The sequence below is a fragment of the Stenotrophomonas sp. SMYL41 genome, assembly GCF_036319965.1.
Classification (GTDB): domain Bacteria; phylum Pseudomonadota; class Gammaproteobacteria; order Xanthomonadales; family Xanthomonadaceae; genus Stenotrophomonas; species Stenotrophomonas maltophilia_R.
The window spans coordinates 385,479-402,760 of sequence record NZ_JAWIRX010000001.1 but is presented as its reverse complement, the minus strand read 5'-3'; the positions used below and the strand labels follow the sequence as shown (position 1 = coordinate 402,760).

11 protein-coding genes and 1 pseudogene are annotated in these 17,282 nt (G+C 65.2%); 3 read left to right on the top strand and 9 right to left on the bottom strand.

What is annotated here, in order from left to right; translation table 11 throughout:
* Nucleotides 1-65 precede the first annotated feature (65 nt).
* The 9 genes from lpdA to V3B30_RS01835 all read right to left on the bottom strand — a co-directional run bounded on the left by lpdA (nt 66) and on the right by V3B30_RS01835 (nt 14,148).
* The gene (gene lpdA, locus V3B30_RS01875) at nt 66-1,472 is read right to left on the bottom strand and encodes a dihydrolipoyl dehydrogenase (RefSeq protein ID WP_107379588.1); all 1,407 of its coding nucleotides are present in this window, start codon (nt 1,470-1,472) and stop codon (nt 66-68) included.
* A gap of 2 nt (nt 1,473-1,474) precedes the next feature.
* Nucleotides 1,475-2,002 (bottom strand): signal peptidase II, encoded by a 528-nt coding sequence (lspA, locus tag V3B30_RS01870; RefSeq protein ID WP_046430576.1) that lies wholly within the window; start codon nt 2,000-2,002, stop codon nt 1,475-1,477.
* Complete coding sequence (locus V3B30_RS01865; RefSeq protein WP_046430578.1) at nt 1,992-3,257, bottom strand: sodium:proton exchanger; 1,266 nt, start codon at nt 3,255-3,257, stop codon at nt 1,992-1,994. The genes lspA and V3B30_RS01865 overlap by 11 nt, the downstream gene beginning before the upstream one ends.
* A gap of 146 nt (nt 3,258-3,403) precedes the next feature.
* A complete protein-coding gene (locus tag V3B30_RS01860) occupies nt 3,404-3,724 on the bottom strand; it encodes a P-II family nitrogen regulator (RefSeq protein WP_046430579.1) in 321 nt (106 codons plus the stop codon).
* Nucleotides 3,724-6,849, bottom strand: a complete 3,126-nt coding sequence (locus tag V3B30_RS01855) for a CusA/CzcA family heavy metal efflux RND transporter (protein WP_046430581.1) — start codon at nt 6,847-6,849, stop codon at nt 3,724-3,726. The genes V3B30_RS01860 and V3B30_RS01855 overlap by 1 nt, the downstream gene beginning before the upstream one ends.
* Before the next feature lie 34 nt (nt 6,850-6,883).
* Nucleotides 6,884-8,068, bottom strand: a complete 1,185-nt coding sequence (locus V3B30_RS01850) for an efflux RND transporter periplasmic adaptor subunit (RefSeq protein WP_080342744.1) — start codon at nt 8,066-8,068, stop codon at nt 6,884-6,886.
* Nucleotides 8,065-9,351, bottom strand: coding sequence for a TolC family protein (locus V3B30_RS01845; protein ID WP_080342745.1), 1,287 nt, complete (start codon nt 9,349-9,351; stop codon nt 8,065-8,067). Before V3B30_RS01845 ends, V3B30_RS01850 begins: the two co-directional genes overlap by 4 nt.
* A gap of 459 nt (nt 9,352-9,810) precedes the next feature.
* Nucleotides 9,811-12,198: a heavy metal translocating P-type ATPase gene (locus V3B30_RS01840; protein WP_046430586.1), complete on the bottom strand. Its 2,388-nt coding sequence runs from the start codon at nt 12,196-12,198 to the stop codon at nt 9,811-9,813.
* A gap of 6 nt (nt 12,199-12,204) precedes the next feature.
* A complete protein-coding gene (locus V3B30_RS01835) occupies nt 12,205-14,148 on the bottom strand; it encodes a cytochrome c/FTR1 family iron permease (protein ID WP_049420834.1) in 1,944 nt (647 codons plus the stop codon).
* A 120-nt stretch (nt 14,149-14,268) separates the two neighbouring features.
* On the opposite strand from V3B30_RS01835, the gene V3B30_RS01830 reads away from it, so the two are divergent.
* From V3B30_RS01830 to V3B30_RS01820, 3 genes and pseudogenes are all read left to right on the top strand, one after another.
* Entirely contained in the window at nt 14,269-14,676 is a 408-nt protein-coding gene (locus tag V3B30_RS01830) for a helix-turn-helix domain-containing protein (RefSeq protein ID WP_046430626.1), read from the top strand.
* 5 nt (nt 14,677-14,681) lie between these two features.
* A complete protein-coding gene (locus V3B30_RS01825; protein ID WP_046430604.1) occupies nt 14,682-16,328 on the top strand; it encodes an NAD+ synthase in 1,647 nt (548 codons plus the stop codon).
* A gap of 17 nt (nt 16,329-16,345) precedes the next feature.
* Nucleotides 16,346-17,281, top strand: a pseudogene (locus V3B30_RS01820) (site-specific integrase); the annotation flags it as partial.
* Nucleotide 17,282: the final 1 nt, after the last annotated feature.

Below are 17,282 nucleotides of genomic sequence, written 5' to 3'. Positions count from 1 at the left end.
GATGCCTCCCAGTCGTTAAGTTCTATGCTCGCAGTCGCGCCGAGCCTGTTACCACGTTGCAGTGGTTAGACGTGTAGCGCCCAGTTGTCCACGGCCATGGCCGCCTCTTTGAGCGCCTCGGGCAAGGTGGGATGGGCATGGCAGCTGCGGGCGATGTCCTCTGCCGATCCGTGGAACTCCATGGCGACCACCGCTTCGTGGATGAGCGACCCGGCCTCCGGGCCGATGATGTGCACGCCCAACACGCGATCGGTCGTCGCATCGGCGAGGATCTTCACGAAACCATAAGTCTGGGCTTTGGCGCGGGCACGACTGTTGGCACTGAATGGGAAACGGCCAACCTTGTAGCTCACCCCGGCAGCCTTCAGGGCTTCTTCGGTCTGGCCCACGGAGGCGACTTCGGGCGCCGTGTAGACGACCGCCGGAATGGCGCCGTAGTTGACGTGTCCCGGCAGTCCGGCCAATTGCTCGGCCAAGGCGACACCTTCCTCGGTGGCTTTGTGCGCCAGCATGGGACCGCCGATCACATCGCCAATGGCGTAAATGCCGTCCACATTCGTGCGCCAGTGCTCGTCCACTTGGATATAACCCTTCCGATCCCGTGTGATACCGATGGCGTCCAGTCCCAACCCGTCGGTAAAGGGCCGGCGTCCGATCGATACCAGCACATAGTCGGCGCGAATCTCCTCGCTCGGGCCGCCCTGGGCCGGTTCTACCGTTAATACGATTTCATCGTCCTCGCTTCGCGCGCCCGTCACCTTCTGCGAAAGCCGGAATACGAAGCCCTGTTCCTCCAGCACCTTGTGCAGGGCTTGAGAAAGCTCGATGTCCATTCCCGAAGTGACGCGATCGAGATACTCGATTACGGTGACGTTTGCCCCCAAGCGCCTCCAGACCGATCCCAGCTCCAGGCCGACATAACCTGCGCCGATCACCACGAGATGCTTGGGCACTTCCGGCAAGGCCAATGCGCCGGTGGAAGAGACGATGCGTGCTTCGTCGATCGGTACGCCGGACAAGGTCGCGCTGTCGGAGCCGGTGGCGATGACGATGGAAGTGGCAGTCAGCGTCTGTGTAGCGCCGTTACTGTCGATCAGGGTGACCTGTCCAGGCGCGGGTATCGATCCGGTGCCGACCAGCCGCGCGATCTTGTGCTTGCGCATGAGAAAGTCGATGCCATTGCCCAGCCCCGACACGACGTTGTCCTTATGCGTCATCAGCTGTAGCAGATTCAGCCGCAGGCCCTCGAACTCGACGCCGTGTTCGGCGAACTCCGTGCGGGCGGCGATGAAGCGTTCGGAGGATTCGAGCAGCGCCTTCGACGGAATGCAGCCGACGTTGAGGCAGGTACCGCCCAGCCGTTGGCGGCTCTCGATGCACGCGACGCGCAGCCCCAGCTGGGCGGCACGAATGGCGGCGGGATAGCCGCCCGGGCCGCCGCCGATAATGACGACATCGTAGTGCTCGCTCATGTTCAGCTCCGAGTGGTGTTGCCTGAAGTACGACCCGACCCCAACACGCCGTGCAGCGCGATCGCGATGGCTCCGACCATGATGGCCGAATCGCTGAGGTTGAACGCCGGCCAGTAGTAATCGCGCCAGTGCCATTGGATGAAGTCCACCACGTGGCCGCGCAGCGATCGGTCGATGACATTGCTCAGCGCGCCGCCGATGACCAACGCGTAGGGCAACGCAACCTTGTAGGCGGAGCGTGGCGTCTGGTATAGCCAGTAGGCCAGGAGCCCGCTGATACCCAACGCCAGGATGCTAAACACAACCTGCTGCCAGCCGCCGGCATCGCTGAGGAAGCTGAAAGCCGCGCCGGTGTTGTAGCTGCGGTACCAGTTCCACACGCCCTCGATCACCGGAACTGCGGTGTACTCGGGCAGCGCGGTGACCACCCAGTGCTTGCTGGCCTGGTCCAGTGCAATCACCAGCAAGGAGACCGTCAACCAAATGAGACCGTTAGGGATTGGAGCCGCGTTCTTGCGATTAGTGTTCATGGGGGCCCTCGTCGACGGCTGGACGCTTGTTCCATGCGGCGCCCACCAGCGCCGGCAACTGCCGGAAGTTGCGCGTCAGCAGAAGCACCGCGAGCCCGAGGTAGATCCACGCCATTGTGGTCAGCACGGCGATCTCTCGTGCCGGTGTGGCCTGGTAGAAGAACGCAAGCCCCAGCTGGGTCAGGAACAGGACCGCCAGCGCGATGGCGCCCCACACACTCAGGCGCAGCTGCAGCAACAGCGCAAGGGCGAACAGCGACTGGGTCGCGGTGAGGAAGAATTCCTCATGCTGGCGGGCATCTAGCGGCAAGCTCGTCAGTTCTCCAGCGCCGATGCTCATCGCAATGGGCAGCATGCCGACCAGCAAGGTCCATTGGTTGATCTTGTCGCTGATCATCGTAGTCAGCCCAGCGCGGGCGCGGCCGTCGAGCACGAACAGGACCGCGATCGTCACCGCCGGCGCTTCACTGGCGAGCGGCGCCAGCCATTGGATCAGCAGGAACTCGTCAATGCCCAGGCGGCGACCGGAGGCCACCAGCGACTCGGCGAACGGCTCGGCGGATAGCAGGATCACGGTGGCGGCAAGCACGCTCATGGCGCCCATCACCGTCCAGCGACGCACCGGTGAGAAGGTGGCGATCACCGCTCCAGGGCCGGGTTCCTCGTCTTCTTCCTCCTCTTCGTTCTCTGCCCGCGACACCCGCCACAAATAGGTACCGAACAACGCGCCGAGCACGAGGAAATCGAAGATGCTGATGCGGTCCTTGAGCACGATCACGAACGCATACGCGCTTGCCAACGCCAGGAAAGCGATCTCGACCGTGTTCTCCGGCTGCAGCGCGATGCCGCGCTTGCGCGAACGCCACCAGTGCAACCCGACCAGCAGTGGCCAGGCCAAGCCGATCAACAAGCGGTTGGCGCCAGTCATGTTGGCCGCGGCATAGGCGACGTAGCCCGACGCGGGATCCTGACCAGCGCGGTAGGCGTAGTAGAAATCCACGGCGTACTCGGGCAGCACGGTGATCAAGGCGACGACAGCGAGCACGAAGCCGGTGGCGATGTACTTCTCCGCCGCCTCCGCGCCCCACGACAACAGGAAACCCGCCGCCAGGATTGCCAGGCCGAACAGCGCTGCATCCGCCAGCACTCCGGCGCTGCGATCGGTCAGGCGTAGGACCAAGGCCGGCAGCACTGCCAGTACCGCCACAGCCACGGGGATGACAAGTTCGCGAATGGCGTTGTGCTGTCGGGTCATCGCTGACGGCTCCTTGATAGATGAAGGCAGTGAAGGTGTGCGTGGCCGCGCCCTTAGGTGATTGAAGGCCCGACAACGCGGTCGGCATGGGAAGGATGGACGAACGCAACAATCAGCTTCATAACATACTCCTGAAGCGAGTACCGTTACGGGGCGCCATCAATCACAAACGCCTGTTCGACCGAACTCACGTAAACCGCACCTGCGTCTGTGCGGCCGGTGCGTCCGACGCGGCGAAAGATTTCGACCGCGCGCTCCACGTCGCCGTCCTCGCAGAACAGTTCCATCTGCACTTCGTTGATCACCTGATCGCCAAACTCGACCGAATACTGCTGCTCGCGCGCACTGAGTGCGCGCAGCAGGCCCTTGACGTCGAACAGGGAAAGCCGCCGGAACCCGGCGGCCTCCAACTCATGGATCAGATCGGCGACCCGGTTGCGATGTACGAAAGCCTTGATCTGTTTCATCACGCGTTCTCCTGGGAGTTGCGCTCGGCCGCCTTGCGGTCGGAGCGGTTTTCGAGCCATTCGTACAACACGGGCAACAGCACCAGCGTCAGCAGCGTCGAACTGATCAGGCCGCCGACGACCACCGTGGCCAGTGGTCGTTGGGTCTCGGCGCCGACACCACGCGACAGCAACATGGGCACTAGGCCAAGGATCGCGACGCTTGCGGTCATCAGCACCGGTCGCAAGCGCAGAGCAGTGCCTTGCACCACAGCGTCGCGTACAGACAAACCTTTCTCACGCAGTTCGTTGAGAAAGCTAACCAGCACGATGCCGTTGAGCATGGCCACACCGAATACCGCGATGAACCCGATGGCCGAAGGCACCGACAGGTACTGACCGGTCACAGCCAGCGCAATCAGCCCGCCGATCGTCGCGAAGGGCACATTGGCGATGATCAAGGTTGCGTACTTGACCGAGTTGAACGCGGTGTACAGCAGCACGAAGATGAAGAAGATCGTGATCGGCACGATCAACGCCAGTTTCGCCAAGGCGCGTTGCTGGTTCTCGAATGCGCCACCCCATTCGATCCAGTAACCGGCCGGAAGCTTGACCTGCTGTTTGATCGCGGCTTCCGCATCCCGAACGAAGCCGTCGACATCGCGGCCGCGTACGTCCATCTGGATCACCGCATAGCGCTGCAGCTGTTCACGACGGACGAAGGAATAGCCCTCGGCCACGCTGACCTCCGCGACACGCGATAACGGCACGATTGCGCCCGAGGCAGTGCGCAGCGGAATCTGCCGGATCGCTTCGACGGACGTGCGCGCGGCATCGTCCAGGCGCACCGAGATGTCGAAACGCTTGACGCCATCCAGCAGCACGCTGACCGGCTCGCCGCCCAGGCCGTTGCGGACGATGGTCAACACCTCCTCGGCGTTCATTCCGTACAGCGCCAGCTCGTCGCGGTTGATCTGGATGCGTACCTGCGGCTTGCCCAGGTTGGCTTCCAGTGACAGGTCCGCGACCCCCGGCACCTTGTCCAGCACGCGTTTGAGCTGTCCGCTGAGCTTGTCGAGTTGAGCCAAGTCCTCGCCGTAGAGTTTCAGCGCCAGCGTGGCGCGCACGCCCGAAATCAGTTCCTCCACGCGCATCTGGATCGGCTGGGTGTAGCCGGGAACGACGTTGGGAACGACCTTTTCCAATGTCTCCTGCATGGCGACTTCCAATTGCTTGATGTCGCGGCCGCTGGTCCACTCGTCCTGTGGCTTGAGCGCGGTATAGATCTCCATGTAGTTGACGTCGGCGGTGTCGCCCTTCTCGGCGCGGCCAATCATGGCCAGCGTGGTCTCGACCTCGGGGAACTTCTTGAAGGCCGCGGCGATGGTGTTGCTGGTGCGGATCGACTCGTTGAGCGATGTCGACGGAATGCCGGTCACACGCCACATGATCGAGCCTTCCTGCAACTGCGGCATGAATTCCTTGCCCAGGAACGGGAACAGCGCCAGGCTCGCGACCAGCGCGACGACGGCACTGAGCACGACCATCTTCTTCTTCGCCAGCGCCTTGTCCAGCAGCGGCCGGTAGACACGCTTGATCCGTGCCACCAGCCAGGTATCGCGTTCTTCCTTGGGCTTGAGGATCAGCGAAGCCAGCACCGGAATCAGCGTGAGGCTCAGGATCAGCGAACCGGCCATCGCGAAGGCGATGTTGAAGGCCATCGGCTTGAACATCTTGCCTTCGAGACCTTCCAGCGCGAACAGCGGCAGGAACACGACGATGATGATGATGATCGCGAAGGTGATCGGGTTGGCCACTTCCTTGGCCGCCGCCAGCACGGCCGAGGTCCTGTCGACCTTCTCGCCGTGTTCCAGGCGTTCGGCCATGATCCGGAAGGCGTTCTCGACCATCACCACCGCGCCGTCGACCATCATGCCGATGCCGATGGCCAGGCCGGCCAGCGACATCAGGTTGGCCGACAGCCCCACCTGACCCATGCCGATGAAGGCGATTAGCATCGCCAGCGGCAGCGTTACGATCACCACCAACGCCGAGCGGACCTCGCCCAGGAACAGGAACAGGATCACCGCCACCAGCAGCGAGCCTTCGATCAACGCCCGCACCGCGGTTTCAACCGCCTTGTTGACCAGATCGGTGCGTTCGTAGATCGGCTTGAGCACCATGCCCTTGGGCAGCGCGGCGCGAGCGGTGTCGATCTTGGCTTTCACCGCTTCGACCACGTCCTTGGCGTTCTCGCCGATGCGGGCCAACGCCTGACCCATCACCACTTCCTGGCCGTCGCGGGTGACCGCGCCAAAGCGCGGCCCCGGCGCTTCCAGCACGGTCGCCACGTCACGCAGGTACACGGGCACGCCGTCCTCGGACTTGAGCACGATCGCGCCTATGTCGGCCGTCGATTTGAGCAGCCCCAGACCGCGTACCAGGAACTGCTCGCGCCCCACGTCTACAACGTTGCCGCCGACCTGGCCGTTGTTGGCCGGTAGCGCGTTAATCACGTCGGCGAAGCCCAGGCCCCGGGCATACAGCCGCTGTGGATCGATCTGCACCTGGTACTGGCGCTCGCCGCCGCCCCAGGAACTGACGTCGTCTACACCGGCTGCCGTGCGCAGGATCAGCCGCACCGTCCACTCCTGCCAGGTGCGCAGGTCCATGTCGCTGATCTGGTCCTTGCCGACACCGGGCGCACGCTCGACGGTGTACCAGTACACCTGCCCGAGTCCCGAGGTGTTCGGCCCCATGCTAGGCTTGCCATAGCCTTCGGGCAGGCGGTCACCGATCTCCTGCAACCGCTCGTTGACCAACTGGCGGGCGAAGTAGATGTCCATGTCGTCCTTGAAGTACACGGACACGTAGGACAAGCCGAACAGGCTGACCGAGCGGATTTCCTGCACCTTGGGCAGGCCGGCGAGCGCGGATTCCACCGGAGTGGTCAGCAATTGTTCGACGTCTTCCGCCGCCAGTCCGGGCGATTCGGTATAGACATTGACCTGCACCGGCGTGACGTCGGGGAAGGCGTCGATCGGTACGTTGCGTACCGCGTTGATGCCGAGGAAGGCCACCACCGCGAACACGATCAGCACCAGGAACTTGTAACGCAGGGAGAGTTCGACCAGGCGATTCAGCATGACAGGTCACTCCGCAGCGCATGAGGGACCCGGTTCATTCTTCTTCTCCGAGCTGCGACTTGAGCATCTGCGACTTGATCGCGTATGCACCTTGCACAGCCACCACGTCGCCCGCTTTGAGGCCTTCGCGGATCACGGTACGGTCGCCGATCACTTCGCCGGTACGCACCGGCACCGGTTCGAGTGCGCCCTCAGCATTGCGGCGGAAGACCACGGTATCGCCCTGGAATTGCACGAGGGCGTCATTGGGCACCGACAGTGTGGTGGTGCTGACACGACCGGAAGCCGACTCGAAGAACACGTCGACGAAATCCCCGCCGTGCAGACGATCGCCTTGGTTCGGCACTTCGATGCGTACCACTGCAGTGCGGGTGGTATCGGAGGTCCGGTGTGCGGAACGCTGCACGGTGCCGGTCAAGCGCTCGCCCGCGAACACGACAGTCGCCTGCGAACCCGGTGCCACGCGGGACATCGTGCCGGAGGGCAGTTTGGCGTCGACCCATACCCTCGACTCGTCCACTAGACGGAACAGGGGCTTGCCCGGCTCGATGCGCTCGCCGACGACAAACTCGTCTTCGGTGATGCGGCCGGCATGGGGTGCGGCCAGCGTGAACTGGCCGTTGACGCCCCCGCTGGCGGTGCCCGGCAGGCCATAGGCCTGCGCCTTGGCCCTTGCCCGGTCGACTGCGATCTTGGCTTCGTTGATGCGGCGGCCGGAAACGGCTTCGCGACCGAGTGCAGAAACCCGGCGCCACTCCTGCTCCGCGATCCGCAGTTCGGCTTGGGCGTCCGACACCTCGACGCTGGCCAGTGTCACCAGCGGCGCGCCCGTGCGGACCTCGTCCCCGAGCCTGGCGTGCCGGCGCACGACCAGAGCCTCGACCCTAGGCGTGATCAGCGTGGTGCCGTAGGCATCGTCGACCACTTCGCCAGGGGCCCGCAGTTCTTCGCTGAGCGCGGTCGCCTGCACGGCCTGAAGCTGGATGCCCGCGGCCTTGAGGGCTGCGGCGTCCATCTTCACTGGGGTTCCGACTTCACCTGCTTCGCCGGCTTCACCCGCCGCGGTCGCGCCTTCGGCATCGCCATGCTCGGCCGATTCGGTGGCAGGTGCTTGGGCGGCTTTGCCGTCAGGCGATTTGGAGCAGCCCGCCAAGGCCAGCAATAGGGTCACGGTGAGCAGTGACGTCAGTCGAAACGGAACCATTGAATTCTCTCTCATGGGGCGCCCTCCAGCCCGGCCCAGCGTTCTAGCTGGCCGGTGGCGGCGAGGTAATCGGCGTAGGACCGCCACAGCCGGGCTTCGAGTTCAGCGCCAGCGAGTTGGGTGTCCAGGGTTTGTTTGAGTTGCTGCAAGTAGTCGGCAGTCGACAGTTCGCCTTCGCGCCACAACCGCTCCAGCAATGTGGTGCGGCGCTCGACGTCGGTGCCGCGGCTGGCCTGCCAGCGCGTCCAGGTCGATTGCGTCGCCGCGTAGCTGTCGATGGCCCGCTGTCGATCGGCTTCCAGTTCGATGCGCACGCGGTCGCGGTCCGCGGCCGCGACATCGGCGTCGGCCTGCGCCGCCACCACTTCGGCGCGATAAGAGTTGCGTACGAACAGCGGCACGCTGATCGACACGCCGACGACGTTGTCGCTGGGGCCGCCGATATCGAGTCGTTTCCGTCCGCCGTAAGCGCCCAACGTGGGATCGGCGATCCGGTTGCGACGGGCGACCGTGACTTCGCGCTCGGCCGCGACTGCAGCGGCCTGGGCGACCTGCCAGTCCGGCAGTTGCTCGACTTCCCCGGCGGTGCCGGTCGGTGGCGGCAACGTTCCGGTGGGCAACGTCAGATCGGCCAGCAATTCCGGCGATCCGCCCAGGGCACGGAAACGCGCCTGCGCCTCGGCCTGCTCGGCGATCAGCTGCGATTGCTCGGCTTGCGCTTCATCCCGCGCCAGCAAAGCGAGATCGCGTTCCAGACCCGAGATGTCCTCGGCGGCGAACTGCTTCTGCGCCAGGTCACCGAACCGCGTCATCAGCGCCAAACGCCGTTCTCCGGTGCGCACGCGCTCGTTCGCCGTCTGCAGTTCGGTCCATCCGGCGAACCATTGTTTGGCGAAATCGCGTCGATGCAACCGCGCTTCGGCGGTCGCATGGTCCACACGGGCGGATGCCGCCTCCCGACGCACGCGCCGTTTGCCGCTGAGATCGAGGGTGAGATTGAGCCCCGCCTTGGTGGTGCGTTCGGGACCTTCGTCGTCGGAGGCCAGTTCGACTTCCGGGTTGTACAGCGGCTGTGCCGCTGCATCGAGGCGGGCGCGAGCGGCCGCCAACTGGGCTTCCGTGGCGCGGTAAGTGGGGTGGCGCTGCCATGCGGCCTGTAAGGCATCGCGTACGGCGGCAGGCGCCAGCGTGGACGGCATCTCGGCCGCGATGACCGGCAACGATAGCGTCAAGGCCAGCGCAATGACGGCAGCCAACCGCACGGCAGAATGTCGTCGCGGCAAACGAACAAAGTGCATGAAGGAATCCTCTGAGTCGACATCATTCCTGGGCGCTATGCGCCAGGTGCAACAACACTGCGACTTAGACGATCGGTGGTCTCAACTCTGGCCGTGGCGAAGCGCGCGGTGGTATGCCCGGCGTACGCACGGCGACAGCTCGTTGCGGTAATCCGCTGAACATGACACCCGTATCCGGTGCGGGCATGGCGGCAATGTGGCAGCTGCAGTGCTGGCAGGCGCCGACGCTGACCCGTTTGGCTTGATCGGGGGCAGTGCTTTTATCGCCCGCGGGCGCATGTATCCCAGCCGCTTGGCCTTTACCCACACCGCCGCCGAAGTCCAACTCGGCGAAGTCGGACTGAGTGCAAGCGGCCACCGCACCGATCTTCAAAGCGAAGACCAGCAGTACCAGCACCGCTAGACGCGTCGAGGCGCGCAGGCGAGCGAGCACGGTGCGGAGTGCGGCCGGACGCGTCCTCATTGGCGCAGCAACCGCAACCCGTTGAACACCACCAGCAAGCTGGCGCCCATGTCGGCAAACACCGCCATCCACATGGTGGCCTGCCCCGTAAAAGTGAGCACCAGGAAGATCGCCTTGATGCCCAACGCCAGCACGATGTTCTGCATCAACACGCTTGCCGTGGCGCGAGAGAGGCGCACGAAGGTGGGGATCTTGCGCAGGTCATCGTCCATCAGGGCCACGTCGGCCGTCTCGATAGCGGTATCGGTGCCGGCAGCGCCCATCGCGAACCCGATGTCCGCCTGTGCTAGCGCCGGCGCATCGTTGATGCCGTCGCCCACCATGCCTACCGTCCCGGCCCGGGCCAATTGCTCGACCTCGCGTTGCTTGTCTTCCGGCAGCAGATTGCCTTGGGCACGATCGATACCGACTTGCGCGGCAATGGCTTGCGCGGTGTGCGGATTGTCGCCGGTTAGCATCAGCGTCTTGACGCCCAGGGCATGCAGCTCGGCGATCGCGTGGCGACTGCTGTCCTTGACGGTGTCGGCCACGGCGAACAGCGCATGCACGCGACTGTCTCCAATCAGCATCACCACGGTCTTGCCCTCGGCCTCCAGCATCGAGAGGCGGCGCTCCAGCTCCGGCGAGCTGACGCCCAGTTCTTCCACTAAGCGGTGATTGCCCAGGTGGTAGGTCACATCACCGAGACGGCCGCGGACACCACGGCCGGGCAGCGCGGCGAAGTCGCTGACCGCTTGCAGCACTACGCCGTCGGCCTGCGCGGCCAACGCGACCGCCTTCGATACCGGATGGTCGGAGCGCGCAGCCAGACTGGCCGCCCATTCCCGCGCGGCGGTCGGCGCCGCTTCGTTCCAGGTCAGGAAATCCGTCTGCACCGGCTTGCCGTGGGTGAGCGTGCCGGTCTTGTCGAGGGCGAGCCATTGCAGCTTGCGCCCGCCTTCGAGGTAGACCCCGCCCTTGATGAGGATGCCGTGGCGAGCAGCGGCGGCGAGACCGCTGACGATGCTCACCGGGGTCGAGATGACCAGTGCACAAGGACAGGCGATCACCAGGAGCACCAGGGCCTTGTAGACCCAATCGAGCCACGGCCCGCCGATCACCAGTGGCGGCACGATGGCCACGGCGAGCGCGACCGCGAATACGGCCGGGGTGTACCAGCGGGCGAACTGATCGACAAAGCGTTGCGTCGGTGCGCGACTGCCTTGTGCGGCCTCCACCGCATGAATGATGCGCGCCAGTGTGGAGTTGCTCGCGGTGGCGGTAACGTGGAACTCGAACGAACCGGATTCGTTGATGGTGCCGGCAAAGACAGGGTCGCCCGGCGCCTTTTCCACGGGCAGGCTCTCACCGGTGATCGGCGCTTGGTTGACGGTGGAACGTCCCTCCAGCACTTCGCCATCGAGCGCAAGCCGTTCGCCCGGTTTGACGCGCACCCGGCTGCCGATCATGACGTGCTTGGCCTCCATCTCCTGCCACGTGCCATCGGCTTGCTGCACCGTGGCCCGTTCCGGCGCGAGATCCAACAGCCCGCGGATGGCGTTGCGAGCACGATCCAGGGACTTGGCCTCGATCACTTCGGCCAGCGCAAACAACACCATCACCATCGCCGCTTCGGGCCAGTGCCCGATGAGCATGGCGCCGGTGACCGCAATCGACATCAACGCATTCATGTTGAGGTTGAGGTTGCGCAGCGCGATCCAGCCCTTCCTGTAGGTCGGCAGGCCGCCCGTCAGGATCGCCACCAAGGCCAAGGCAATGACGGACCAGTGATTGCCGTTGTTGAGCCAATAGATCGCTTCGGCGGCGATCGCAGCAACCGCGGAAATCGCCAACGGCCACCATTTCGTTGGGGTCGCCGCCGCCGGCGCCACGGCACCGGCTCCCTCCACGACGTGTGCTTCAAAATCGAGCGTCCTCAGCGCCGCCAGCACCTGGGGCAAGGCATCGGGCGTATGGCGGACCTGCAAGGTGCGTTGCACCAGATTGAAAACGAGATTCGACACCCCCGACACCGTCCCGAGCTTGGCCCGGATCAAGGCTTCCTCGGTCGGGCAATCCATCTTGGCGATGGCCAGCGTCGTTGACTGGTCCGTCGGCGTCCCTTGAACGGGCACCGCACGCATGCCGATCGCCGCCAAGGCCTGTTCCACGGGCGTCAGCGACGGCAAGGCGTGGTGCACCGTCAGCAATCGCTGCACCAGATTGAAGTCCAGGCGCTCGACGCCCGGCACGCCCGCCAGCTTGTTGCGGATCAAGGCCTCCTCGGTCGGACAGTCCATGTTCTCGATGCGGTAAACCGTCGCGGCGGGCGTGTGAAGGTGCGCCTCGGGGGCTGCCGCTGCGGCCGCCGAACAACCACAGGTTTTGGAGTCTGCTTGGCTCATGGGGGATTAGGCCTTGGTGGTCCGCACCGGGGCGGGCGAGCGCATGTTGAAGAGGAAGCCGATCATGGCGACGACGGCCACGGTCAACTGGGCCAGCAGCGATTGCCAGGAGGGATAGATGCCCAGCCATTCGATACGCGGGGCCGCCACCAGGGCCTGCGCGATCCAGCCCGCCTCCTGCAGGGCCGCGACGCCCTTGCCGACCAGGACCACAGCCAACACGGCGATCAGGATCGAACTCGCCGAGAAGAACTGGCCGATCGGCAGGCGCTTGCTCATGCGCAGCATCCAATAGGCCACCCCGGCCAGGACCACGGCACCGGCCAGCAAGCCGCCCAGGATCGCGCCGGACGCCTGTTCGCTCCACATGGCGATGAAGAACAGGATCGTCTCGAACACTTCGCGGTAGACCGCGATGAAGGCGAGCGAGAACAGGAAAATCGCCGAGCGCCGCGTCAACGCCGCCGACATCTTCGCGTGCAGGTACTGCTGCCAGCGCCCGGCCAGGCTCTTCTGGTGCATCCAGATCCCCACGCTCAACAGGACCACCGCGGCAAACAGCGCAGACACGCCTTCGGTGACCTCGCGATTGGCGCCGCTGATGTCGACCAGATGCGTGGCGACGGCCCAAGTCAGCACGCCAGCCAGCAAGGCGCCGACCCAACCGGCATGGACGTAGGGCAGCACTTCGCGCCGTTCGGCCTTGCGCAGGAACGCAATCATGCCCACGACGATCAGCAGCGCTTCCAGTCCCTCCCGCAGCAGGATGGTGAAGCTGCCCAGGAAGGCCGTGGTCGTATCGGTGTGGGACGTTTGCAGTACCGCTTCGGCGCGATCGAACAAGCCGGTGATCTCCGCCGCCGTAGCGGTCACCTCGGCGGCCGGCGCACGGCGCCCCAGCGCATCGCGGAATCGGGCCATGCTCGCTTCGATCCGGCGCATCAGCGCACGATCGCGGCCGGCCAAGGTCGGCTCCACTGGCTCCACGCCATCCAGGTAAGACGACAACGCCAGGGTCTTGGCTTGCACTGCATCGCCGGCCGCATACGCCCGCAGGCTGCCCGCCAGGCGTTGCCGCGCGAGTGCGAACGGGCCAGCCCCGACAGCGGCATGCGGCACCACTTCAGCCGGGCGAGCGCGCAAATACGCAGTGATCGCCTTGGCCTGTGCCGCCGCCAACGTCTGGCCCAACTCTGCCTCGCTCGAACCGGACAAGGCGGCCAATGTCGGGAGCGCCTGATGCAGTTTCGGATCCTCTCGCCACAGGATTTCGCCGCGGTTGCGCGCCGCGTCGTCGTAGGCAAATCCCCCAACATAGAAGGCCAGTGCCCAGCGATCGGCTTCGGACAGATGGGCAAAGCTGGTCATGGCCGTGCCGTTCAAACCCTGCGAGATCACCTGATACAGCGCCAGGGGACTGCGCTGCGCCGCGCGTTCTGCGTCAGTGAACGCAATTGGCCGTGGCGTGAGGCTGGCGGCTACAGGGCCATCTCCGCGGCCCTGGGCCCCGTGACATCCGGCGCACTGCTGGGCGTAAAGCGGGGCCGCGCTGGCCACGTCCGGCGGGGTCGTCGGCGCCGCCTCGATGCGATAAACCGTCAGCAATTCGGCGGCCAGTGCATGCGCAGCTTTCGCAATGACTTCCGGTTCGGCGCGGGCGGCGACCGCCGCCTGCAGCCGCTCGGCCGAGCTCACCAGCGCAGCTTGCTGCGGCGTCGCCGGGAGGCCGGCCACTTTCGTGCGCACCGTGGCCGCGAACTCCTGCATCTCACTGTATTCACCCGGTTCGACCACTTGGCCGCCGCGCACGGCCCCGCCGTAATCCACGGCGATGTAATCGAGCAGCTGCCAGGCCTGCCGGGCTTCGGCCTGTGGGTCGGCCGCCCCGGCCGCGCCAGCACTGAGCGCCATAATCAGGAGGGCGAGCGCGCAGTGACGCAGGACTTTCATCAAAAAAAAGGGCATTGCATGCGACCAGATAAGAGCCCATGGCGGCCGAGTAGCCAGGGCGTGGAATTTCGGAGACCTCTAGTTTAGAGTCTGTACCTACTACAGAGTCAAGTAATGCGAATGAAAATCAGTGACGCTGCCGCCGCCAGCGGCTGCCACCTCGAAACGATCCGCTATTACGAACGCGTCGGCCTGCTGCCCAGGCCCGGACGGACGCGCAGCGGCTACCGACAATACACCACGGCCGACGTGGAGCGCCTGCGCTTCGTCACGCGCGGTCGCGACTTGGGGTTCAGCCTGGAGGAGATCCGCGGTCTGCTGCAGCTGGCCGAGGATCCGGCGCTGTCCTGCACCGAGGTCGACCGGTTGGCGCGCGAGCACCTGGACGACATCCAGACCCGGATTCGGGATTTGCAGCGGATGGCCAGCGAACTGGAGCGCACCATCGGCAGTTGTCGCGTCGGCCAGCGCGGGCAATGCACGATCCTCGAAACGCTGCGGCGATCCCCCGACCATTCCTCCCCCTGACGCCGATGACCACGCCACTTCGACTCGCGCTGGCGCAGTTCGATTTTCCCGTCGGCGATCTGATCGGGAATGCCGAGCGGATCACGGCATATATCGCCGAGGCCCGCGATATCCACGGCGCCGATCTGGTGGTGTTTCCGGAGCTCACGCTGAGTGGTTATCCGCCCGAGGACTTGCTACTGCGTCCCAGCTTCCTCGCCGGGTGCGAGGCGGCCGTGAGGCACATCGCGGCGGCGGCCCGCGGCATCGTAGCGGTAGTCGGCTGGCCGGAAGCGGCCGGCGCCGTGGTCTATAACGCGGTCAGCGTCTTGCGCGATGGTGCTATCGCGACCACCTACCGCAAGCGCGACTTGCCCAACTACGCGGTCTTCGACGAGCGGCGTTACTTCGCCGTCGATCCCGACGGTGGCGCCTGCGTGTTCGAGGTAAAGGGCGTTCCCATCGGGCTGCTGATTTGCCAGGACCTGTGGGGCCTGGAACCACTCATTGAAACCGCGGCCGCCGGTGCGCACCTGGTGCTGGTGCCCAATGCATCGCCCTTCGAGCGCGACAAGCACGCCGAACGCGACGCCTTGCTCGCCGAGCGCACGCGCGATGCCGCCGTCGCGATTGCCTACGTGAATGTGGTTGGGGGGCAGGACGGCATCGTCTTCGATGGCGCCTCGCTGCTGGCCAACGCAGACGGCCGCGTGCATCCGGTGGCCATCGCGTTCGAGCCGCATTGGCTGATCGCGGACTACGACGTCGAAAATCGCACGCTGCTACCGGTGTCGTGGCCGATCGAAGGCGACGAAAGCCGCGATGGCCTCGCGTGGCGGGCCGTGGTCTTGGGCACACGCGATTACTGCCGCAAGAATGGCTTTGACCGCGCTTGGGTCGGCCTGTCGGGTGGCCTAGACTCGGCGGTCGTGCTCGCGATGGCGGTGGATGCGCTTGGCGCAGACCGCGTCACAGCCGTGCGTCTGCCTTCGCGCTACACCGCCGCGGTGTCGAATGACCTGGCCCAGGAGCAGTGCCGCGTCCTGGACGTACGCTTGGTGACGCTGCCGATCGAGGAGCCTTTCCAAGGGTACCTGGATGCCTTGGCGCCGCTGTTTGCGCAGGCGCCAGCGGATGCGACCGAGGAGAATCTGCAATCGCGCATTCGCGGTGCGCTATTGATGGCTTTGGCCAACAAGTTCGGCGGCCTGCTGCTGACCACCGGCAACAAGAGCGAATACGCGGTCGGTTACACCACGATCTATGGGGATATGTGCGGTGGCTATGCGCCGATCAAGGACCTGTACAAGACAGAAGTCTCCGCGCTCGCCCGCTGGCGCAACGCCGTGGCGGGCGCTCCAGTGGTCCCATGGGGGGTGATCGATCGTCCACCTTCGGCGGAGTTGCGCGCGGACCAGACCGACCAGGACACGTTGCCGCCGTACGACGTGCTCGACGCCATCTTGTTCCGCTCTATCGATCAGGAGCAGTCGCGAGAGGAGATTGTCGCGGCAGGATTCACCCCCGAAACGGTCGACCACGTGCTTCGTCTGGTGCGCATCGGCGAATGGAAGCGGCATCAGGCGGCGCCAGGACCGAAGGTCTCGCGCCGCGCCTTTGGTCGGGAGCGGCGATATCCCATTACCGACGCGTGGGCCGACACGGCGGAATAGTCAGAAGAAGGCACGGCATGAGCGATATCGACCGTTACCTGCAAGCCGCCACCCGCGACAACACGCGGCGCAGCTATGCCTCGGCATTGCGGCACTTCGAGGTCGCCTGGGATGGGCACCTGCCGGCCACGGCCGACAGCGTGGCCCGTTACCTGGCCGAACACGCCGGACGGCTGGCCGTGAATACCCTGAAACTGCGCCTGGCTGCCCTGGCGCACTGGCATGCCGCACACGGATTTGCGGATCCGACCCGGGCGCCGCTCGTGCGCCAGGTGCTCAAGGGCATCCAAACCCTGCACCCTCAGGAGGAGAAGCAGGCCACACCGTTGCAGCTGACCCAGCTGGCGCAGGTCGTGGACTGGCTCGACGGGGCGATCATCGCCGCCCAGGCGCGGAACGCACACGCCGCGGATCTGCGTTATCGACGCGATCGGGCGCTGATCTTGCTCGGCTTCTGGCGGGGATTTCGCGGTGACGAACTGATCCGGCTGCGGATTGAACACCTGCGCCTGGTCCCTGGGGAAGGCATGGTCTGCTTCCTGCCGCACAGCAAAGGCGACCGCCAAGCCCAAGGCAAGACCTACAAAGTACCGGCCCTGTCGCGTCTGTGCCCGGTAGCGGCGACACGGGACTGGCTCGAGGCCGCACAGCTGACTTCCGGCCCGCTGTTTCGGAGCGTCGGTCGCTGGAGCCGGATTGCCGACGCCCCCTTTCATCCGAACAGCTTGATCCGATTGCTCCGGCAGGTGTTCCTGCATGCCGGATTGGCCAACGTCGAGGGCTACAGCAGCCATTCCCTGCGCCGAGGCTTCGCCGGCTGGGCCAATGCGAACGGCTGGGATGTGAAGGCATTGATGGAGTACGTCGGCTGGCGTGACGTGCACTCGGCCATGCGCTACCTCGATGGCGGCGACCCGTTTGCGCGCCAGCGCATCGAGGCGAGCCTGCCACCGC